The sequence below is a fragment of the Acinetobacter sp. CIP 101966 genome (assembly GCF_000369725.1).
Taxonomy (GTDB): Bacteria; Pseudomonadota; Gammaproteobacteria; order Pseudomonadales; family Moraxellaceae; genus Acinetobacter; species Acinetobacter lwoffii_Q.
On record NZ_KB850160.1, the window covers coordinates 1,534,904 to 1,555,338 of the forward strand.

At 39.5% G+C, this 20,435-nt stretch carries 21 protein-coding genes; 6 read left to right on the plus strand and 15 right to left on the minus strand.

Annotated features, from left to right (window positions below):
* Nucleotides 1-5: 5 nt before the first annotated feature.
* The 9 genes from rpsP to ispH all read right to left on the minus strand — a co-directional run bounded on the left by rpsP (nt 6) and on the right by ispH (nt 8,921).
* On the minus strand, nt 6-263 hold the full coding sequence (gene rpsP, locus F891_RS13525; RefSeq protein ID WP_004281198.1) for a 30S ribosomal protein S16: 258 nt from the start codon (nt 261-263) through the stop codon (nt 6-8).
* Nucleotides 264-401: 138 nt separating this feature from the next.
* Entirely contained in the window at nt 402-839 is a 438-nt protein-coding gene (locus tag F891_RS13530) for a type IV pilin protein (protein WP_005263831.1), read from the minus strand.
* Nucleotides 833-1,333, minus strand: coding sequence for a type IV pilin protein (locus tag F891_RS13535; protein WP_005263832.1), 501 nt, complete (start codon nt 1,331-1,333; stop codon nt 833-835). The genes F891_RS13530 and F891_RS13535 overlap by 7 nt, the downstream gene beginning before the upstream one ends.
* Nucleotides 1,333-5,040 carry a pilus assembly protein gene (locus F891_RS13540; protein WP_005263834.1) on the minus strand — a complete coding sequence of 1,236 codons (3,708 nt, stop codon included), beginning with the start codon at nt 5,038-5,040 and terminating at the stop codon, nt 1,333-1,335. Before F891_RS13540 ends, F891_RS13535 begins: the two co-directional genes overlap by 1 nt.
* 15 nt (nt 5,041-5,055) lie before the next feature.
* Nucleotides 5,056-5,799, minus strand: a complete 744-nt coding sequence (locus F891_RS13545) for a hypothetical protein (RefSeq protein ID WP_005263837.1) — start codon at nt 5,797-5,799, stop codon at nt 5,056-5,058.
* A 2-nt stretch (nt 5,800-5,801) separates the two neighbouring features.
* Complete coding sequence (locus F891_RS13550; RefSeq protein WP_005263838.1) at nt 5,802-6,743, minus strand: PilW family protein; 942 nt, start codon at nt 6,741-6,743, stop codon at nt 5,802-5,804.
* Complete coding sequence (gene pilV / locus F891_RS13555) at nt 6,740-7,258, minus strand: type IV pilus modification protein PilV (protein ID WP_005263841.1); 519 nt, start codon at nt 7,256-7,258, stop codon at nt 6,740-6,742. The genes F891_RS13550 and pilV overlap by 4 nt, the downstream gene beginning before the upstream one ends.
* On the minus strand, nt 7,258-7,809 hold the full coding sequence (locus tag F891_RS13560) for a pilus assembly FimT family protein (RefSeq protein WP_005263844.1): 552 nt from the start codon (nt 7,807-7,809) through the stop codon (nt 7,258-7,260). Before F891_RS13560 ends, pilV begins: the two co-directional genes overlap by 1 nt.
* Nucleotides 7,810-7,970: 161 nt before the next feature.
* Entirely contained in the window at nt 7,971-8,921 is a 951-nt protein-coding gene (ispH, locus tag F891_RS13565) for a 4-hydroxy-3-methylbut-2-enyl diphosphate reductase (RefSeq protein WP_005263845.1), read from the minus strand.
* Nucleotides 8,922-9,054: 133 nt separating this feature from the next.
* On the opposite strand from ispH, the gene gmk reads away from it, so the two are divergent.
* From gmk to bfr, 6 genes are all read left to right on the plus strand, one after another.
* On the plus strand, nt 9,055-9,678 hold the full coding sequence (gmk, locus tag F891_RS13570) for a guanylate kinase (RefSeq protein WP_005263846.1): 624 nt from the start codon (nt 9,055-9,057) through the stop codon (nt 9,676-9,678).
* Between the two features lie 76 nt (nt 9,679-9,754).
* Complete coding sequence (gene rpoZ / locus F891_RS13575; protein ID WP_004281186.1) at nt 9,755-10,036, plus strand: DNA-directed RNA polymerase subunit omega; 282 nt, start codon at nt 9,755-9,757, stop codon at nt 10,034-10,036.
* Between the two features lie 215 nt (nt 10,037-10,251).
* The gene (locus F891_RS13580) at nt 10,252-12,357 is read left to right on the plus strand and encodes a RelA/SpoT family protein (protein WP_005263847.1); all 2,106 of its coding nucleotides are present in this window, start codon (nt 10,252-10,254) and stop codon (nt 12,355-12,357) included.
* A gap of 75 nt (nt 12,358-12,432) precedes the next feature.
* A complete protein-coding gene (locus tag F891_RS13585) occupies nt 12,433-12,816 on the plus strand; it encodes a RidA family protein (RefSeq protein ID WP_005263848.1) in 384 nt (127 codons plus the stop codon).
* Nucleotides 12,817-13,034: 218 nt separating this feature from the next.
* Nucleotides 13,035-13,229 carry a bacterioferritin-associated ferredoxin gene (locus F891_RS13590; RefSeq protein ID WP_004644972.1) on the plus strand — a complete coding sequence of 65 codons (195 nt, stop codon included), beginning with the start codon at nt 13,035-13,037 and terminating at the stop codon, nt 13,227-13,229.
* A gap of 224 nt (nt 13,230-13,453) precedes the next feature.
* Nucleotides 13,454-13,918 carry a heteropolymeric bacterioferritin subunit Bfr gene (gene bfr, locus F891_RS13595; RefSeq protein WP_005263858.1) on the plus strand — a complete coding sequence of 155 codons (465 nt, stop codon included), beginning with the start codon at nt 13,454-13,456 and terminating at the stop codon, nt 13,916-13,918.
* Nucleotides 13,919-13,965: 47 nt separating this feature from the next.
* On the opposite strand, the gene F891_RS13600 is transcribed toward bfr, so the two are convergent.
* From F891_RS13600 to F891_RS13625, 6 genes are all read right to left on the minus strand, one after another.
* The gene (locus tag F891_RS13600; RefSeq protein WP_005263862.1) at nt 13,966-15,600 is read right to left on the minus strand and encodes a PglL family O-oligosaccharyltransferase; all 1,635 of its coding nucleotides are present in this window, start codon (nt 15,598-15,600) and stop codon (nt 13,966-13,968) included.
* 83 nt (nt 15,601-15,683) lie between these two features.
* Complete coding sequence (tfpZ, locus tag F891_RS13605) at nt 15,684-16,412, minus strand: TfpX/TfpZ family type IV pilin accessory protein (RefSeq protein ID WP_005263863.1); 729 nt, start codon at nt 16,410-16,412, stop codon at nt 15,684-15,686.
* Nucleotides 16,409-18,085, minus strand: coding sequence for a PglL family O-oligosaccharyltransferase (locus F891_RS13610; RefSeq protein ID WP_005263867.1), 1,677 nt, complete (start codon nt 18,083-18,085; stop codon nt 16,409-16,411). The genes tfpZ and F891_RS13610 overlap by 4 nt, the downstream gene beginning before the upstream one ends.
* Nucleotides 18,086-18,148: 63 nt before the next feature.
* On the minus strand, nt 18,149-18,613 hold the full coding sequence (locus F891_RS13615) for a pilin (protein ID WP_005263868.1): 465 nt from the start codon (nt 18,611-18,613) through the stop codon (nt 18,149-18,151).
* Nucleotides 18,614-18,823: 210 nt separating this feature from the next.
* On the minus strand, nt 18,824-19,384 hold the full coding sequence (locus F891_RS13620) for a TPM domain-containing protein (RefSeq protein ID WP_005263870.1): 561 nt from the start codon (nt 19,382-19,384) through the stop codon (nt 18,824-18,826).
* Nucleotides 19,378-20,418 carry a TPM domain-containing protein gene (locus F891_RS13625; protein WP_005263874.1) on the minus strand — a complete coding sequence of 347 codons (1,041 nt, stop codon included), beginning with the start codon at nt 20,416-20,418 and terminating at the stop codon, nt 19,378-19,380. The genes F891_RS13620 and F891_RS13625 overlap by 7 nt, the downstream gene beginning before the upstream one ends.
* Between the last annotated feature and the right edge of the window lie 17 nt (nt 20,419-20,435).

A 20,435-nucleotide genomic window follows, 5' to 3' on the forward strand; every position in this document is an offset into this window, starting at 1 on the left:
AAAAATTATGCAGCAACTGCAGCTTTTTTAGCTTGAGCAGCTAAAGAAGCAACACGATCAGAAGGTTGAGCACCTTGAGAAACCCAGTGAGCAAAACGGTCAGCATCTAAACGAAGTTTTTCTGCTTTACCTTGAGCTGTAGGGTTGAAGAAACCGATACGTTCGATGAAACGACCGTCACGTGCATTACGGCTATCAGTCACGATGATTTGATAGAACGGACGTTTTTTAGCACCACCGCGTGCAAGACGAATAACAACCATGATAGAACCTTATAGTTTTTACGGATTATTCATGCACCGACCACCGGAACACTTCAAACCCCTTTCATAGAGGGCAGTATTTTACTTGAACTTTGCCCTGAATGAAAGATCAAATTTTAGGTTATCAACAGTTAGAATTTATTTATCAGACCAAGCGGAACAAGTATCTGTTGTTACAGGTGAATCCTTACCTTTAAACCAGCATTGGCGCCCTGTAGAATCTATCGTCATAGCGCCAGTCTTAGCTTGGGAACCAATAGGTTTAGCAGTCAATACCCAGTTATGGGTGGGATCTATTTCTGTACTTGATAATTCTAAGCTGTATGTTGCAGAACCAGATTTAGAAATACTACTACTGCCATACACCTTTGTTAAATTCGCTCCATAAAAAGAACCATTCGCTAATTTATAACTAGCCAATTTGTTCGCAATTTCCATTAGTTCAACTTGTGCCTCGACCCTCTTCGTTCTTTGCACATATTCCTGATATGAAGGGTAAGCAATAGCAGCTAAGATTGCAATAATTGCAACCACAATCATTAATTCAATTAAAGTAAAACCTTGTTTTTTTACCATTGTTCTACTCCACTTCCAGTACAAGCACTATAAGACACATTTGAACTCGCCGTAGTTTTACAACGAACTCCCGTACTTGTTAACAATAATGTATATAGCTTTCCGTCCGATAAATCTAATGGAGTCGCTTTCATTGACCAAACCATTCCATTGTCTGTGGTCAGTAAGTTTTCAGTAGTCGCGCGGCTAATATCTTTTAACTCAATTTTATATTTGGATGTAGCTACATTAAATATCCCACCTGGTACAAATACTTCAGGCATAGCAACAGTCCCCGCATATAAATATTTAGGATCAAATTTTTTATAAGAGAAATTTTTAGCTTTATGTCTCTCTAATTGATCAGCTAATTTCAACATTTCCTGCTGAACTTGAGCCGTTAGATTTTTGCGAATAAAGCTTTGATAGCTTGGTATTGCTATCGCAGCTAAAATCGCAATAATCACCACTACGACCATTAACTCAATTAGAGTGAATCCAGATAATTTACGCATTACCCTCCCCCTTGCGCATATTGCTCATACCAACGGTTCGGAATAAGTTTCAAAGCACCACCATAATTTTTGATTTGTCCTGATCCACTACCAGTGACACCGTCTTTTTTATCTTCATTTAACACAAATATAGAGCGTTTATTTGGATCGCCATCACGACCACCACCAATAATAGGCTCACCAATACCCGCACCTAATGGAATATAAATATTGGTTTTACAAATACCGTATGGCAAACAAAAGCGCTGTAATGCTGTTTCTCCTGCTACACCTGCACTACAACTTCCCGTTGTACCAGGTTTAGAAGAATCAAAAACAGGAACATATAAATCACTTTCCATTGCAACTAATGAGCCCAAACTTTTTAAAATTTGCTTATTCTTAGTTGTTGCTCCAGTAGTACTAAGTGCCTCTTCCTTATTAAATAAATAGTACCAACCACCATTTCCTGATGAAGAGTCTATTTTCGGACGTTTGCTATTAGTTGGCGAATCATCACTATCTACACGATTATTCAATAATTTTAACTGACTTATGGCTGTTGCGTTGTTTGTACCTAAGGTACGAGTAACAAAAGCTGACGTAGGGTACTTACTTGAATAGACATCGTAGTCATAAATTGCAAACACGCCATCAAAATCATCAACTCCAGACACAGATGTTGCATGCCCATGTAATGGTTGACTCTTATTACCAGAAGCAAAACTAACTACAGCAACCCCCTCCTTCGAATGAACCGTAAAAGTAGGAGCGTTATAAAAACGCTTACGAGTCGAACTTAGATCCAATATTCGGTTAACTTGTGATTTAAATCCATTTGTAGAGGGTGAAAAATCGACGCGGAATGCTTGGCCTCTTAAATCACCAAAATATAGATGATCAATTAAGCCATCATTATTACGGTCTACAGTTTTTATTTCACTAACGATACTGTAATTCATATTTACAGTATTACCATTACCAGCTAATTTCAGATTGTTTGTACCGCTTGTAGTAGTAGCTGTATTATTACCACTTACCGACCAAAGTAAATCACCATTATCGGCATCAAACATATAGACCCCAGCACCAATTTTGTTGGTTTGGTCATAGTCCGCAGCTTCATAGCCACCATAACCATCACGCTTCTCTTTGACTAATTTACCACCAACTGTTTTTTTTGTATAAATTCCATCTCCATCAGCGTCTAAACCTGTTGTACTACCTGCATCATAACCACCTCCAACAAGCATGACTAATTTTCGTGTACCAAACCAATTCACATACGCAAGCGTAGGCTTAGACCAGCTCTGGCCCATATATTTCAGCTCATCAACCGTTTTCGATTTAGTTACACTACCATCCAAATAATGTACCTGTTTATTATTTGGATCAATGTGAAATTTAACTTTAGGTGAACTCATGTCTGTTAGGTCTAATGAGTAATAACTTCTCCCACCCATTCGCAAACCACCATAAACCCATTGTTTTCCTTTTAAATTAATGGTTACATCTTTACCAGCATCATTCTGAATTATGCGTGAACCACCATCTACTGTAAGCTTCCCATTTGAGTCAGAAACATATACTGTATGTGCAGTCCATTCTCCATCTATACCGTAATACAGTTTATTTTTACCACCAATATCAGCACCGCCATTAAGTAAAAAACCTTGATTCTGTAACTCAATCATTTCTTTAGGGATGAAAGCAAATACTTCATTACCTTTACCATTTTTTGCATCCAACACATGCAATACACCTTGGGTGCTCCCAAACAAGATATAGTCATCTCGATTTGTTGTATCAATAGTTGCTGATGTACTCGTTCCAGTAACTGTCGGTAAGCCAGATTGGGTTAAAAGTATAGGTTTTGAATGTAATATCGCACCAATCTGCGGCAACTTACCTGTGATAGATTTAGTTGTTAAATCTTCACCTGCAACCGCACTCTCATAACCAAGAAGTCCCATCAATGCAGCACGATATGGCGCAGAACTATTCAAATTGTAAGCTGTTGTGATTGCATTAAACTTAGTTTTATTCTCAGAATCATCATACCAACTTAAATTTAAATTTTGAGAGACTATTCCATTTTTATAACTAAAATCTGTAAGTAGGAGTCTTTCTTTTGGCGAACGGTCAGCAACATAGCCTTGGACTAAATTACTTAATGCCCCTCCTTGAAAAGCAGTTTCATTTGAAGTTGGTACATATGCCGAGTTCTTCCACAAGTCTGCTACATTCTTAATTTCTTTGTTTTGCATTACAGGATTTGAACCTGTAATCGTACCTGGATAAGATCCAGAGCGATTCCCATATAGTGACCCAAGAACAGCATGATATTTTTTTAAGTTGCCATACCAAGTCCGTTGTAATTCAGTTGTCGCAACTTTAGGTACAAATTGTGGAAAATAACCGTATGGTTGGATCGCATTACTATTCAGTGCATCGATAGGCAAGGTAGCATTACCAGTACTAATACCTGGAATATCTGTTTTGACAAAAGTTAAAAATTTTTCGAAACTCTTAACAATGGCTTTACTATCTAAACCTGAGTAGGACCCACCTTCTCCAAGCTCTCCCCACGACTTAGCATCCTTAACATCATTACTCGGATCAGTTGCTTCTGTATCAAAATCACGACCAAATCCTACAACAGCTGTTCTAATTTTAATGCCTACGGGGTTTTTTTCAGGATCTAACAAGGCCTGATTAAATTTACCAGTACAATTCCAAGCATGCTGATCACTATGATATGAAGAAAGACGACCCAATACACTAGTTGCTGTTGCTTTACAGTCAAATAAACTCCCCTTTGTATCCAAAGCAGATTTCATTACAGTATACGCATCTCCACTTTTTCCATCATCCCCTGGTGCCGTACCACCAGGCTCTGGTCTACCATCCGTTAAAAAATAAATTCCTTGAGCACTACACTGTTTAGCAGTATCAGTCGTTTGAGCTGAGATAGATACTGGTTTTGAGTAATTAGTACTAGAATTACTGTAATCTCCTCCACCAGTTTTCGTACCCATTAATATTGCTGCAGCCTCTGCATATGCATATGGTGTGGGTGTACCTCCTGTAGCTGTTAAATCTAAGATTGTTTGTACTAAGTTTTCTCTATGGGTCTTATCTAACTTTTTTACATCTTGAATTTTCTGACCTTTACTTCCTGAAAAAACTGCTAAACCTATATAAAGATCTGGACTTAATGGTTGGACAATATTATTTGGATCTGATTTATCACCCAATAATAACTGTAATAAACCTATTTTTAATTGTACTAATCGTGTACTTTGACGATCAATTTCACTTTCAAATGAACTTACCCAGCCAAAGAGCCCTAGTCTCCATTTTGTAGTGCCTCGTATACACTCTCTGTAACTAAGCGTTTTAGTCCCATACCAATCGCTATCGCCAAATGTGTGAGTTACGTCAGAATCAGCTTTCTTATACGAAAATCCACCTGCATCATTACTTTTTGAAGGACAGTTTTGCTCATCATAAGTAACAGTATTGCCATAGTCAGTAAAATTCATACTCCCCGATTTATCAAGCATGAATAAAACAGTTGTAGCTCCAGCACCCGATGCCGGCGCCTTATAAATATCAATATCACTTGCGTAGACACTGCTACAAATCAGTGCTGTAATAGATGCCGACAATATTGATAATTTTGCCTTAGTTAAGGCAGTATGATTTAAAATTTGACTCATATTCATTTTATTTCTCCTACCTTAATTCACTTGGCGCAACTGATATTCCATTTCTTGACTACTATATGGAACATTCAATTTTGATAGACAATCAGCAACACTATCTTTGGTTACACCATCTACAACAACATTAAAACTTGGGTAATTCATCACACACTTATTAATTTCATCTGCAGACGCTGTAGATAAATTTGGAATAAAAGAAGTAGCATTTATAATAATGGTTCCGATATCTTTACCACCATAGGTCTCTGAGTCACTTCCTTCATACATATGACCCCAATCCTTACGTCCGTCGAGGATAGAACGCGCCCCGATACGAGTCACCACAGCACCACGATCTGAGGTAAAATCAGTAGCCTTATTCACTTTACAGTAACCATCCTGCCCCATCTCATTTTTTGAAATACTAGCCCCTTGCCAATAAACAAGACTGGCTTTACCTAAATTATATTTATCGTCTTTTTCACTTTTTCTTAAACAATAAACCAACTCTTTGCCCTTATTTTCAGGCTTATTCACATATCCGATCATTCCGTTATCTAATTGAAGCTTTGCAATTTTAACTGCATCATCAGCATAAGATTCGAGCTGAAAGAATACAGCGTCCGAATTTTGTACCAATAAAGCTTGAGCCTGCGCATTCGTTGTAATATTAAGTGATGTTATTGCTCCACGAATAGCCCAAGTACCTATGATTGTGATGAGCAAAAGTATGATCAAAACAAAAATTAATGTATTTCCTGCTTGTTTATTTTTCATCATGTTCACTCCGCCCGATTTTCCACACCAAACCCATTGCGTAAAGCGACTGTTTGGGTAATAACTTGACGTAAATATTTACTTTTATCTGGATCAGTTAATAACTCTTTATTTTCCAAATCTAACACCGTAAATTTAGTCAATTCTGTGCCATTTGCCACGGATTCAGGTGAGCGAACCAAAATACCCAATTGAATAGACACAATTTGTGGTTTATCAATTAGCTTTATATATTCAGATGGAGAAACATAAAGAAAATCATCCATCACACCATCTTTCTTTTTGGTAACCACTCCAGCTGCATTTTTAATTTCATTATCCCTTGCGATACCCAATAGCACTCGAAAATGATCGACATTTGGGATCAACATTTCACCATCACCAGATAAATCTAAACTCATAGCAGAATCACCTGTATATACCGTCGCTTTGCAACGCAATGAAAGTGGTCTATATTGATCAGCAGTTGCCGCTGCCTTTTCTTCCTTTAAAAAATAGCGTTGTACAACGAATTGATTTGGTAAAACTTTCACACCTTCACAATTAAATTGACTACCAATTGTATTTTTATATTGAATTACAATTTGATCACTCTTAAGGTTATTTAAATTACTAGGACCAATGGAAGATTTAGTTAACAAAGCATTTATGGTTTCAGCATCTGTCATTGTCGCCTTGCTTATATTTTTATTATTAAAAACAATACCACCATGCAATGTATCTATTGTCATTGCTGCACTATTTGAATCTATGTTCGCACGACGTAAATCTCTAACAATGTAATCTATCCCAAACAAACCGCTATTTTGAATATTCGCACTGCTTTGTTGAAAGGCTAGACTTTGATTTGCATTAATAAAGACTTGTATTGATGCCGCAACGATAAGTGATCCTAAAATCAAGGCGATCATTAATTCTATTAATGTGAATCCTCGTTGAATATTCATGACCCATATGCCTCCATCACTAAGCATTTAGCACCTGCAACATATACACCCGACACCATACAATTTGCCTGACTGGTCGCAGTAATCGCTGTGTCTCCCCATGCAACATACACACATTGACGATCCCCTCCTTGGCAATCGCTAATTATGATTGTCATATTCTTTTGCTTTGCCACGCCTAAAATTTTACTAGCATCAAAAGTCGCCAGTTCTATTCGTGTACACATAGATGTAATCGGATCAGCAGGTTTATCGCTATCCGCTCGAACGCAACTTTTAGCAGTGGTTTCTCCAGAGGCATTAATTTCAGATTTATATTTACTGAGCTGTGTTCTATTTACGCGAATTTTTTCCGCAAGATCTCGTGCGAGTGTCATTGCTGCTGTCCTATCATTTGCTTCTTGTATCGCGTCGAGTGCTCTAAACTGTAAAGCAGCAAAACCTAGAACAGCTATAGCTAAAATAACCAGGGAGACAAGAACTTCCATTAACCCAACGCCACGTTGACTTTTCATCACTCACACTTCCCAATTAGTGGTTTATTTTGAATACGATCAATCACTCCACTCTTAAAGATTTTTATAGATTTAATTTCTGTTAATTTTTCATGACAAATCTCGAATACCAGTTCTTCAGTATTATCCCATTCGATAATTGTTTTCGGGTTAGTCAATGGATCTTCGGGAATTTTCTCGTTAAAATGCGGGTTTGGTTTTTCTAATTTGCGAATCGATGTTGTGCGTTTTTTCGCCAAACCTGTTGGTGTAAAAGTAATCCCTTCTGGCAATCCTTTAGCAAGCACATGTACAGTTGACCTTGTCGTATTCCAATAGAACTTATCACCAGTATTTTCTTGATTCTTAAATTCTAAAGAAATATCTTTGCGAAGTGAAACGGCTGTTCCTCGAACATTTGACAATGTCATCGCCAAATCTCTTGCCTCTGTCTCTAACTGTTTCTTATATACCAATTGCATCATATTGGGCGCTGTCATCATGGCAACAATCACCAATACCGCAATAGTGACCATCAGCTCAATTAACGTAAAACCTTTATTCTTTTGCACACTCTTCCCCCAGCTCCAAAACTTTCCCCTATTAAAAATAATATCTATAAATTTTACAAAACCTACACAGAGCAGATAAAGGGCATAAAAAAACAGATAACCGCAAAAAGCAGTTATCTGTTTTAAAAAAATTATAAATCAGGTGATAAGTGCGTCACATCTTAAGCTTGAGTGACTGGAATACGCAATTCTTTCGGTAAGCTAAAAGTAATATTCTCTTCTCTTCCATCTAATTCGTGCGGTGCCTGCGCACCCCAGTCCTGTAACCGCTGAATCACCTGTTTAATTAGAATCTCCGGTGCGGAAGCTCCAGCAGTTACCCCAATTTTAGAAATATCGGTGAACCATTCATGCTTGAGCTCATCTGCATTATCGACCAAATAGGCTGCTTTACCCATACGTTCCGCGAGTTCGCGCAAGCGATTTGAATTCGATGAATTCGGTGATCCTACAACCAGCACGACATCACAACGTGCAGCTAAATCACGTACTGCATCCTGACGGTTTTGTGTCGCATAGCAAATATCATCTTTGCGTGGGCCTTGAATCAGCGGAAATTTCTGGCGAAGAGCATCAATCACTTTCGCCGTATCGTCAATTGATAAAGTGGTTTGCGTGACAAAAGCGACTTTTTCAGGATTGCGTACCATTAAAGCGGCGACATCTTCTTCATCTTCAACCAGATAAATCTCACCACCATTTTTTTTGTCATATTGCCCCATGGTGCCTTCAACTTCCGGATGTCCTTCATGGCCAATCAGGATCGCTTCAATGCCTTCACGAGCATATTTGGTCACTTCAATATGCACCTTGGTTACCAAGGGGCAAGTGGCATCAAAAACTTTCAGACCACGGCGTTCAGCCTCTTGCTGGACTGCTTTAGAAACACCATGTGCGCTAAAAATCACGATATTATCGTCAGGAACTTCATCGAGTTCATCGACAAAAATCGCACCGCGCTGACGCAAGTCATCGACCACAAATTTGTTATGCACCACTTCATGCCGCACATAAATTGGTGGGTTAAAGCATTCTAGGGCACGGTTCACGATCGCAATGGCACGATCTACACCAGCACAAAAACCACGCGGATTGGCTAAAACAATTTCCATAGAATCCTCAATACTCACACCATTTTTAGCGGTTCAATTGAAATAAATGTAAACAATCGACTGACAACTATTTAGTTTAAAGCCGCTCTACTCTAAAATAGAGAAGATATTTTATCATATCAGGAAAAATATCATGTCGGGTCTATTGTTTGTCGTTTCTGCAGCGTCTGGAACAGGCAAAACATCCCTTGTTAAAGCCCTACTTGAGCGTGTCAACAATCTTCACGTTTCTGTGTCACACACTACACGCGGTCAACGACCTGGCGAACTCGATGGCGTACACTATCATTTCTCCAACAAAGAAGATTTTTTAAGTCTGGTCAATGAAGGTGGTTTTATCGAATACGCCGAAGTATTTGGTAATTACTACGGTACTGCGCAAGCCACAGTCAAAGAGCAACTGGCTAAAGGCCATGATGTGCTACTGGAAATTGACTGGCAAGGTGCGCAACAGGTTCGTCGACTTTTTCCTGAATCTAAACAAATTTTTATCTTACCACCAAGCCAGTTTGATTTGCGTGAACGCCTGTCTAACCGTGGTACTGACGCAGTTGATGTGATTGAGCATCGTCTGAGCTGCGCGGTAGAAGATATGCAGCAATATGTCAATTTTGACTATCTGATTATTAATGATGACTTTAATAAGGCACTGCATGACTTAGAAGCGGTCATTATTGCTAATCGATTGGTTTTGGCACAACAAGCCAACCGCCATCAAGAGTTGATTCAGAAATTAATTAGCCCACCAACGGCGTGATTAAAACTTGAGTCTATAGACAAAGCACCTTATACTGCACAGTCTGTTTAAATTTATTATTCGAACGAGAATTCTTATGGCACGCGTTACCGTTGAAGATTGTTTAGACCATGTAGACAACCGCTTTGAGCTTGTACTAGTGGCAAGCAAGCGCGCGCGTCAATTGGCACGTCAAGGCATTGAACCAACTGTAGAATGGGACAATGACAAACCGACTGTTGTTGCTTTACGTGAAATCGCTTCAGGTCATGTATCAAAAGACATTTTGAAACAACGTGATCAAGACTATCAAACATCAAGCTTGGATCTTGCACTTTCTGCAAATAATCTAAACTTAGACGGTTTTTCTTTCCAATAAGAGATCGTCACTCAAAAAGCCTAGTTCTAAACTAGGCTTTTTTTGTTATGTGACTTTTATATTTATGCCAGAACGGTTATAACATAAGGGTTAGCTATCAAGTTTGTATTGGTTTTCTGCTCTATAGTAGCCAAAAACCATCAAGCCAGGAAATTCACATTTCTAGAATGCTTTCACGTTTTATTTGTAAAAAATTCAGTTGAAAAAGGTGTTTTATGCCAGGCCCACAGGTCAGTCAAGCCAAGCAGCAGTTAGAGATCATTATCGATGCGTACTTAAGTGAAAGCGATGTCGAACGTGTGCTTGCGGCCTGTGATTATGCAGATATGGCGCATGACGGGATTGTGCGTAAAAGTGGTGAACCCTATATTCTGCATCCGATTGCGGTCAGCTGTATTCTGGCGCATATGCGTCTTGACCCTGAAACGCTGATGGCTGCCTTGCTGCATGATGTGATTGAAGACACCGACTTTAACAAAGATGATATTACTGAGACTTTTGGTTTTACTGTGGCCGAGCTGGTCGATGGCGTGACCAAACTGAGTCATTCTAGCGATAAAGAATATAATAAAGCCGCTTCATTTCGGAAAATTCTGCAAGCGACTCTACAAGATCCACGTGTCATTATTGTGAAACTGGCCGACCGCTATCACAACATGACCACTTTGGATGCACTACGTCCGGACAAACGTGCGCGTATTGCCCGCGAAACCTTTGAAATTTTTGTGCCAATGGCACGTATTGTCGGCATGAATGAAATGGCCGACAATCTGGAACATTTGTGCTATCAGAATCTTGATCTGGATATGTACAATAACGTTCAGACCGCACTACAGGAAACCAAGCCGAAACGCTGTGAATATCAGGCCAAATGGGAAAAGAACTTGACTGAACTGCTGCAACAGCATGCCATTCAAGGCCGGATCAAAAAGAAAAACAACAATATTGAGCTACTGCGCCACTTCGTCAAAAATGATATCGACCTGCAAGAGCTGACGCATAGCCATGCTTTTGAGATTATTTTACAGAGCATCGCGGACTGTGACCGACTGGCAGAAATTCTGACCCAAAGCTTTAAAATCCAGAGTTATGAAGATCATATCCGCCGTCCATTACCGGGAGGCAACCAGTCCTTGATGATGCGCTTGAAAGGCGAAGAGACGACCCTGTCGCTCACCATTCAAACCGAACTGATGCGTAAAGCAGCACGTTTTGGCGTCGTACTCGGTGAAAGTGCCCCGCAGGCCTGCCGCTCTGCGATTCAGGCCTCGATGCAGAATCTGAATGTCCTGGTCGATGGTGAATGTGCCAAAACCACTTTTAGTGAATTACTGGACTATCTGCACCAAGAAAAAATCTGGGTCTATACCCCGCACGGCCATTTACATGAATTGCCACAAGGCGCCACGGCGGTTGACTTTGCTTATGCCGCGAGTTTATTCCTAGGCAATCATGCGGTGGGTGCAAAAATTAATAATGAAACCAAGCCCCTTTCAACACCTCTAGTCAGTGGTCAGGTGGTAGAAATTATTACTGATGTCCTTGCGACGCCTAACCCAGATTGGCTCAGTTTTATTAATACCCAGAAAGCCCGTCGCGCTATTCAGAATATTCTGCGTGATCAAGATCCAGATGAGCAACGTCTGGTCGGACAACAGGCACTCAATCGTGCACTGAAACTGTTCCATCGTTCTATTCGTGATCTGACGGAAGCAGACTGGAAAAACCTGTTGGAATGGCGCCATGTTTCCAGCAAAGAACAGCTGTTTGAACAGATTGCAGTCGGTGATTTATTACCACAACTGGTGGCCAACCATTTATTTGCCCAAGATCAGCATCAGAATATCGCCAGTTCAGACCGTCTGATTCAGGGAACAGAAGGTGTCGATGTCAAATATGCACATTGCTGCAATCCTGTGCTGGGTGATCCGATTCAGGGTCATTTGACCCGTCGCGGTCTGATTGTGCATCGTGCGCGCTGTCATAACCTGCTGCATGAACAGCATCAGCATCCAGAAAATATCATGTTATTGCAGTGGACCTCTGATGATCTGGAAGATATCAGCTTTACTGCCTATCTCAGCATTGATCTGGACATGAATGACGAGCAGATTTCCGACCTGATTTACCAATGCCGTAAAGCGCATTCCGGGGTGGAAATGGTGCGTACTCAGGATGACAAAACCTATGTGAATATCGTGGTGCATAACCGTAAACAGATTGCAAAGATTATCCGTGATTTACGCATGTATTTCGGTTTCCCGCGAATTATCCGTCTGGCTCAGCCCGTCGTTTTCAGTGAAGCCTCTAAAGCGAGTTAATCATTTAAAACGATAATGCTTTGATCGGCCGAATTGATCGAATATGATGTATGTCGATGATAAAAGGAGAAATTAATGTCCCGCCAAGTAATCCATACTGAAAATGCCCCTGCTGCGATTGGCACCTATTCGCAAGCCATTTTAGTCGGTGATACCTTATATCTATCTGGTCAAATTGGCTTAGATCCTTATAGTATGGAATTGGTTGAAGGCATCGAGGCACAGATTCGCCGTGTATTCGATAATTTAAAAGCCGTCTGCGAAGCGGCCGGTGGCTCTCTGGCAGACATCGCCAAACTGAATATTTATCTGACTGATTTATCGCACTTCCAGCTGGTGAACCAGATTATGGGTGAATATTTTGCCCAGCCTTATCCAGCACGTGCAGCACTCGGTGTTGCCAGCCTGCCGAAAGATGCTCTGGTCGAGATGGATGGCGTTGTCATCATTCAGCAATAATTTTTAAAATTTATGTAACACCTAAGCTTCTATATTTCGTTTACAATCATGAATCACTCAAGCAAAAACCCGAGCAATAATCGGATTTTTGCTTGAGTGATATTTTTTTATCTAAATCATCAATCGTAATAAAAGCTATTTCAAATGATTTTTATTGACAAACGATAACAATTATCAATAATATTACTTATCTTATTTAATCACTGTGGTTGTGTCCTATGTACGTTTGTCTATGCCGTGGCATTACAGATCAAGACATTAAAGATGCTATTGCAAATGGCGCTGAAAGTTATCGTGATGTTCGCGATATGTTGGACTTGGGAACTTGCTGTGGCCGCTGTGCACCAGAAGCCCGTATGATCATCAGTGATGAAGTTTCGCAAATTGCGGCCCGTCTGGCTGTGGCCGCCTAAACCGAATAAAGATAATGATAACACCAATGATCTAAGATCATTCTTCCTCCCCCGCCTCTGACTCTGGCGGGTTTTTATTGCCACTCATCTGAGTCTGGATCGATTCGATGTCGATTTTCATTTGCTGTTCCATAAATTACTCGCCATTTGCCCCTGACTTGCTTTACTATCAGCATTAGAGCGCTTTCTTAGAAAGATAAAACAGGTCCAAATGGAGTGATGCGATGAAAGGCAATCGTGATGTGATTAATCAGCTCAATCAGGTGTTGTATCACCACTTAACTGCCATTAACCAGTATTTCCTGCATTCGCGCATGTTTAATGACTGGGGCATTGAGAAACTGGGCTCGGCAGAATATAAAGAATCCATTGTTCAGATGAAACATGCCGATAAAATTATTGAACGTATTTTATTTTTGGAAGGTCTGCCGAATTTACAAAATCTGGGCAAACTGTATATCGGTCAGCATACTCAAGAAGTGCTGCATTGTGATGTGCGCAAAGTTAAAGAAAATATTGAAGCCATCCAGAAAGCAGTCGCGCTGGCTGAAACCCAAATGGATTATGTAACGCGTGATCTGGTACAGGAAATCCTAGAGAAAGAAGAAAACTATCTGGATTGGACCACGACACAAATCGATCTGATCGAGAATATTGGCATCGAAAACTATATTCAAAGTCAGCTCTAAACTTAAAATTAAGCCCAAAAAGCCAGCATCTGCTGGCTTTTTTGTATTTAGCGCGGTATATCCTGCGTTAAATCTTCATAACTCATTTCAGTTTTCTGGATCACTTTTAAGCGCTGCAACTGATGCTTAGCCTTATTCTCGTAACCATTAAATGCTAAGAGTTTGGCATATTTGATCAGGTTATATTTAGTCGGATAACTCAAGACCATTTGTTCACCTTCCAGAATCTGATCAGCAGATGCTTTGCTATAAGGATTCAGACGAATCCAGGCAATGCGATGATTAAATTCGGTCAGCAGATAAATCGGTTTTTTATTGGTAATTTTTTCCGGGTGGTTTTCATAACGAATACTTTGTCCAAGTTTTGGCACCGCAACATCATAGTCGCGATAAATCACAATCAATAAAAGTAACCCAACAGCAAAAATGAATTTCATGCCGATTGATGGCATAACTATTATTTTAATTTTTGGATTTTGTGCCAAAATTGTACCTAGGATAAAACCGACTGGTAGCAGAAAATAGGCATAATGCTGTGGAAACTCAAACATCGCATGGGTGACAAAAGTCCCGATCATGAGAATACCGATCACTGATTCTGGTGTCTTGACCCAGCGCTGTAACTGATAGCCTAGATAACCAAAATAAGCCAAGAACGGCAGACCAAGCACCAATCCATTCCAGAGCAAAAAGTCCAGAATAAAATTATGTGCGCTACGGATCCACACCGGGCCTTGTACGGTATCGCTGATTGAAACGAACGCTGCGCTAGTTTGATACCAACCGTAGCCAAACCATGGCTGAGCCTGAATCGCGGCAATCATTTGCTGCCAGATTGCGAGACGTGACATATCTCCGGTAGCACGAGATACCACATCCCTGCTTTGTACGACGTCCGTATCCATTACTTGTGCAGCGAGCTGACTGAGTAATGGAAAAGCCACAATACAGGAAATAAAGAAAATGAACCAAGCTGTGCTGTAATACCATTTCAGGCGAATAATACCTTTATATTGATAAAAAGCCAGATAAAGCATAATTACGGTCGCAGCAACCCAAGCAGTACGCGACTGACTTAAAGCAACTCCCATAATAATTACTGCAGCGCAGGCAAAGAGCCACTTGGTCTGAATTTTTTTCTTTTCATAGAGGTACAGGCAGCTCATCAATGCCATGACTAAAAAAGTTGACATATTATTGGGCTGAGCGAAATTAGCATAGGGCCGCTGATTGCCACTGATATTCACCATACCCGGCAAAGTCGCGTCCAAGTTAGTCCATTGGCAAAGTGCGATAATACCTGTGACTGTACCTGAAGCCAAAAATACATAACTCAGATTGGCGAAAGTTTCTTCTCGGTTATAGTTTCCTGTTGAAAGGTTATAGCCTAAAACACTGGCCAGCCAAAAGCTAAAGACAAAGATAAAGCCCATCATGGCGGTGCTAAAGAAAAACACTTGTCCTGTTAGAAAATGGATCAGCGGTACACCAGCAAGTAGCAATAATGGCAAACTCACTACTGGAATTCTTAATTTTTCTTTTAAGCAAATTGCAGCCAAGGCAAATAGCGCAAAAAAGGCATATAGCTCACCAGTATAGGTGACCCAAGGCCGATAATGAATAGGCATGAGCCAAGCAAGGGAGATGAGGATTGCTGCGATGAGGACAAGCGTGAATTTCATGGAAATATCAAGCGGTAGAAGTTTGGCACATGATAAACAAAAAGCAGATTAACGGGTAATGTGCTTGTGTCATTTTATTTTGTTTAGTTCCAAGGTCGCAGGTCGACGATTTTGACTACTTGCGCATTTTGATCAACCAATACAGACATATCTAAATGATTAGCTTTTAGCGGGACAAAACCAAATGCCTTTGGATAGTTGGTTAATACTTTTCCAACTTGAGAAGAGTCGTTAAAGTCAGTTAGTTTTTGGAGTGGTTGAATCTTATTCTTGATTTGATGCCGTACATTAATCAGTTCTTGATAATACTCAGGTCTTTGGCTCAAGGATACACCACCAAATACTTCATCGAACATCACTTTATTTTTTAGAGAGATATCTTCAGGATATTTCAGTGCAACATAACTTGGAGATATCCCAATAGAATCTACTTTCGACTCATCATTGTTTATAATTTCATTTTTTCGAATGAGATCAAAACGATCAATATTATATACAATATAGGCAGGTTTTCCTTTTTCAATACTGTACAATCCGTAGATTAAGGCTACTATCTGAATCAGGATAATAATGGTTAAATCCATTTTCAGGGTTTTCTTACCCTCTTTATAGACAATAAAACCCAGTATTGGCCCAACGATGACATCAATAGCTAACATCATTAAAAATAAATGTGTTACCCCAACGGCTTTTGATAAAGGAAATGGATACCAAAAAATAAATACAAGTAATAAAGCCATAGTTGCTATAAAAAGCGAAATAGCTAAATGACTCAAAAAAAACTTCATTCTCTTAGAGAATTTTGGGCTCATGGCTGAGATACCTTTGGCTGTTTCCATCTATAACTTAATGAATCATTTACACTATATAGCGATTCAAAATTTATATTTTCCTGATGCATACTATTCAAAGTTTTTAGATAATATTGTGCTGCTTTTTCCTGATTATTAATTACTAAAGTTTGTGAATATTTATATAAATTTATGCCTTCAGCATATCTATAAGTAACTTTTCTCATCCAATCAAGTTGTTCTTGAGTCATATTTTTCTGAGGTTGGGTACGCAAGAACCTTATACGCTCTCTTAACTGTGTAAGTAGTATGATATTAGGTACTTCTTGTTTAGCATGTATTTCCCCAATATTTTTAAGCTCAAACTGAAGTAATCTTGTATCTTTTTCCACACGACTATATTCAATAAATATCCAAGTTAATAAGATAGCACTACTAACAAAAACAACCATGCCAATATTTTTACTTAAAAATTTAACTCTTTTATCGTATAAATCAAAGGAAAGTGTACCCAAAATTAATCCCATGGGCAGTAAAAAAAAAGCATATTCTAAAGGGTACTCAAACATGCCATGTACTATTAATACCCCAATCATTGCAAGCCCTATAAACACTTCAATTGATGTAGTTAATTTGCTTAATCTCCACAACCATAGAGCAAAAAAACCAATAATCAATATACCTATAGGTACGCCATTCCAAATCAGAAGATCTAAAATGATATTATGACTATGTTCAGTCCAAGGCCCTATCGGGTAATCTTCAAACACAGATAACTGAGCAACGCTAACTTGATTCCAACCATATCCCCATATTGGTTCTTGCGAAACTGCATATAATAATTGCTTCCACATCAAAATTCTATGATGGCCTGATGTTGCTCTTTCTACCACATCCCTCACTAAAGTAATATCAATAAGATCTGATAGATATGGTGCTGTAATTGCTGATAATACAAAAATTATCGCAAAATAAAAAATAGCATACTTTCCTAAGCGTGCAGAAAAACAGCTAGATTTCCAAAGCCACCAAATTAAAAAGCAGATAATAAATATCCAAACTGTGCGTGATTGCGTCAAAGTAAGGCAAAAAAGCAATAAACAAGCAAGCCCTATTCCCGTTAGATGATGAATAATTTTTTTTTCATAAAGATATAATGTAGCTAAAACACTTAATAATAAAAAACTTGCTGCATTATTCGGTTGTGCAAAATTTGCAAATGGTCTCCCCCCCGGAGGTACATCAACTGTCCAAATTCCACCATTGGTGAGAAGCAGCCACTGTTTTAAAATAATAAAAGCCGAAACTAAACCCACAAATATACAAAAAGTAGAAACAAAAATGAGAATTTGATTAAGTTTATAATTTTGTCTTAAATTCAAACCAATCATTATAGCTAAACCGAAGGAGAATATATAAATAGATGTAATAAGCGCATCACCTAAAAAGTAAATTTTCCCGAATATATTTTGTATCAAGGGAATAAGAGCAACACTAAAAATAAAAATAATTCTTTTATTTATTATAATATCATTATTTTCTAATAATATTTTCGCTAATAGGCATAAAAAAACCCCATACATAGCAAAGTCATGGTATACCGTACGCCAAGGGTCATAATAATTTGGCAACAGATATGCAATACTTGCAAGGCAAAAAATTAAAGCACCCCAATACACATTATTTTTTTTCACGAATATTATCACTCATATAAAAAGGGATGCTTACGCATCCCTTTTCGAATTACATTATCTTAATTAATCTCGGCAAGAAGCAGGTAAGTATTTAGTAAGATCTGTTGCTTTTGGACCACATTTCCAAGCACCCACACCTGTACCAATTGTTGGTGCTGTTTTACCATCTGCTTGCAAAGGTGTCATAACAATCACACCACTTTTAGCACCTTTTAAGCTATCATCAGCAGTTAACGTAACTTCAATGACACCACCGGCCAAAGTAGCAACTTGTTGTACATATTTAGAAACTTTAGATGCACCACCGGCTTCACAACCAAAGTTACCCGCAGTAGGAATACTTGATGCCGCTTGGAAAGCTTCAGTTACAGCAGTACGACAAGTAGAGCCCGCCAATACAGCTTCAGACACTTTTGCACGCACTGTATAATCTTGATAAGCAGGAAGTGCAACAGCAGCCAAAATACCGATAATTGCTACAACAATCATTAATTCAATAAGGGTAAAACCCTTTTGTACTGTATTCATAACATTCTCCACAAATGTTTTTGTTTATTTATAAGCTTAAAAGAAAAAGCTCATTTAGCTTATTTTATATTTAGCACTAAATGTACCAAGTTCTATTATAATAAAATTAAGAGAAAAAACAGCACTTTAAAAAAAAATTTTTATTTTTGTAACTACTGTGTTTTATTTTGTGTAACTAACTGACAAAAACTGTCAGTTAGTTGACTAAAATCACCCCAGAATAATCGGTTTATTCCCCAATTCATTTTCTAAATCATCTATTTTACGATCATAGTACTGATCTAGCACTTGTCCAATCTGCTTTACCCCTTCAATTACCCCCTCTTTAAACTTCTGCTGGACTAGATGCTGAATAATATTTTGGCAGATTTCATCCCAGACTTGCTGGGTCGTTGCATCTTTAATTCCTCGATCAATCACAATCTCAACCTTATGTTCACACAGATTCAAATACAGGAGTACTCCACTGTTATATTCGGTATCCCAAACACCAATTTCCGCAAATAACTGCCGGGCACGACATAAGGTATCTTGATAATAGGCAGATCGTGAAGGCAAACAACCTTCAATCACGACCTGAATCTCCCCCACATGCCCATGCTCGGCTTCTTCCACCACGACGGCAATCGCATGCTGATCCTGCTTGGAAAAAAAGCGCTTGGTTGCCGGCATATAAAAGAAATGCTTTAGCCAGCGCTTAAAACTCGGCTGTGCATGTTCTTCCAGCTTAGGTTGCGTGACAATCTCTGTCGTATCTGTCGTTGTTACCATGAGCCTGATGCTCCTCCCCCACCAAATCCACCACCGCCACCGCCGAAGCCGCCGCCCCCAAAACCACCACGACCACTACCGCCGCGGCCACCACCTGCCATAAAGGCATGTAAAATCAGCTGCGCAAGCGAGGTGACCAGTAAGAAGAATACCCCGGCACCAATCATTAAGCTGGCGATTAAACCCATGCCATTGACCAGACCGGCAGCCGTGCCTGCAACCGCGGCAGTTGCAGCGCTGAGTTTTCTGCCAAAAATCATGGAACCGACGACCCCAGCAACAACAATAAACAGCACGCTACTGAACGTCGCCTTACTGGCTTTTTGTGCCTGATAAGCCTGTTCCTGACGTTCTTTTAATTCATCGGCTGCCTGTGCTGCAATTTCAGGATCTAAATTTAAAATTCGTTCAATTTCGGTTAGTCCGGAATCAATGCCCTGCGCATACTGACCTTGCTTAAAAAATGGCGTAATTTTGTCATGAATAATTCGACCTGCCACTATGTCTGGTAGTACACCCTCCAGACTATAACCGGTCAAAATTTGAATACGGCGGTCATTAATGGCAATGGTCATCAACAAACCATTGTCGCGTTTAGCTGAACCCAGCTGCCAGGCTTCAGCAACACGCATGGAATAATCAAAAATATCTTCTTGCCCTGTGGTCGGAACAATGACTACACCTATCTGCCCTTTGCCTTCATTATAAAGTTTCAAAATACGCTGGCTGAATTGCTGTTTTTCAGCGGGACTAAGTATATTGGCCTGATCAATGACCGGTTCATTCAGACTGGGTAAATCGCGCTGAAACTGCCCTTCCGCCATGTCATTGGCAATTTGTGGCTGTGATGCTGCTGCAGTTTCTGTATTTTGAGCTGGAGTATTTTGATTATTTTTAGGCTGCAAGATTTCACGGGCTACAATGACGTCTTCAGCATCTGTAGCCGTGGCTGTTTCTGCTGAAACAAGCATTGTCGTTCCCATGCCCAACATGAGAATCAAACCAGCACAATATTTCAGCAGTATTTCAGGCATCTGATCTCTCACTTATT

Excerpts from the sequence above, each read along its gene's own strand:
- F891_RS13600 (WP_005263862.1), bottom strand. The coding sequence starts at position 15,600 with ATGAAATTCACGCTTGTCCTCATCGCAGCAATCCTCATCTCCCTTGCT.
- F891_RS13620 (WP_005263870.1), bottom strand. The coding sequence starts at position 19,384 with ATGGTAACAACGACAGATACGACAGAGATTGTCACGCAACCTAAGCTG.
- F891_RS13550 (WP_005263838.1), bottom strand. The coding sequence starts at position 6,743 with ATGAATATTCAACGAGGATTCACATTAATAGAATTAATGATCGCCTTG.
- F891_RS13590 (WP_004644972.1), top strand. The coding sequence starts at position 13,035 with ATGTACGTTTGTCTATGCCGTGGCATTACAGATCAAGACATTAAAGAT.
- bfr (WP_005263858.1), top strand. The coding sequence starts at position 13,454 with ATGAAAGGCAATCGTGATGTGATTAATCAGCTCAATCAGGTGTTGTAT.
- tfpZ (WP_005263863.1), bottom strand. The coding sequence starts at position 16,412 with ATGAGCCCAAAATTCTCTAAGAGAATGAAGTTTTTTTTGAGTCATTTA.
- F891_RS13615 (WP_005263868.1), bottom strand. The coding sequence starts at position 18,613 with ATGAATACAGTACAAAAGGGTTTTACCCTTATTGAATTAATGATTGTT.
- pilV (WP_005263841.1), bottom strand. The coding sequence starts at position 7,258 with ATGAAAAGTCAACGTGGCGTTGGGTTAATGGAAGTTCTTGTCTCCCTG.
- F891_RS13535 (WP_005263832.1), bottom strand. The coding sequence starts at position 1,333 with ATGCGTAAATTATCTGGATTCACTCTAATTGAGTTAATGGTCGTAGTG.
- F891_RS13540 (WP_005263834.1), bottom strand. The coding sequence starts at position 5,040 with ATGAATATGAGTCAAATTTTAAATCATACTGCCTTAACTAAGGCAAAA.
- gmk (WP_005263846.1), top strand. The coding sequence starts at position 9,055 with ATGTCGGGTCTATTGTTTGTCGTTTCTGCAGCGTCTGGAACAGGCAAA.
- rpoZ (WP_004281186.1), top strand. The coding sequence starts at position 9,755 with ATGGCACGCGTTACCGTTGAAGATTGTTTAGACCATGTAGACAACCGC.
- rpsP (WP_004281198.1), bottom strand. The coding sequence starts at position 263 with ATGGTTGTTATTCGTCTTGCACGCGGTGGTGCTAAAAAACGTCCGTTC.
- F891_RS13530 (WP_005263831.1), bottom strand. The coding sequence starts at position 839 with ATGGTAAAAAAACAAGGTTTTACTTTAATTGAATTAATGATTGTGGTT.
- F891_RS13545 (WP_005263837.1), bottom strand. The coding sequence starts at position 5,799 with ATGATGAAAAATAAACAAGCAGGAAATACATTAATTTTTGTTTTGATC.
- F891_RS13625 (WP_005263874.1), bottom strand. The coding sequence starts at position 20,418 with ATGCCTGAAATACTGCTGAAATATTGTGCTGGTTTGATTCTCATGTTG.
- F891_RS13585 (WP_005263848.1), top strand. The coding sequence starts at position 12,433 with ATGTCCCGCCAAGTAATCCATACTGAAAATGCCCCTGCTGCGATTGGC.
- F891_RS13580 (WP_005263847.1), top strand. The coding sequence starts at position 10,252 with ATGCCAGGCCCACAGGTCAGTCAAGCCAAGCAGCAGTTAGAGATCATT.
- ispH (WP_005263845.1), bottom strand. The coding sequence starts at position 8,921 with ATGGAAATTGTTTTAGCCAATCCGCGTGGTTTTTGTGCTGGTGTAGAT.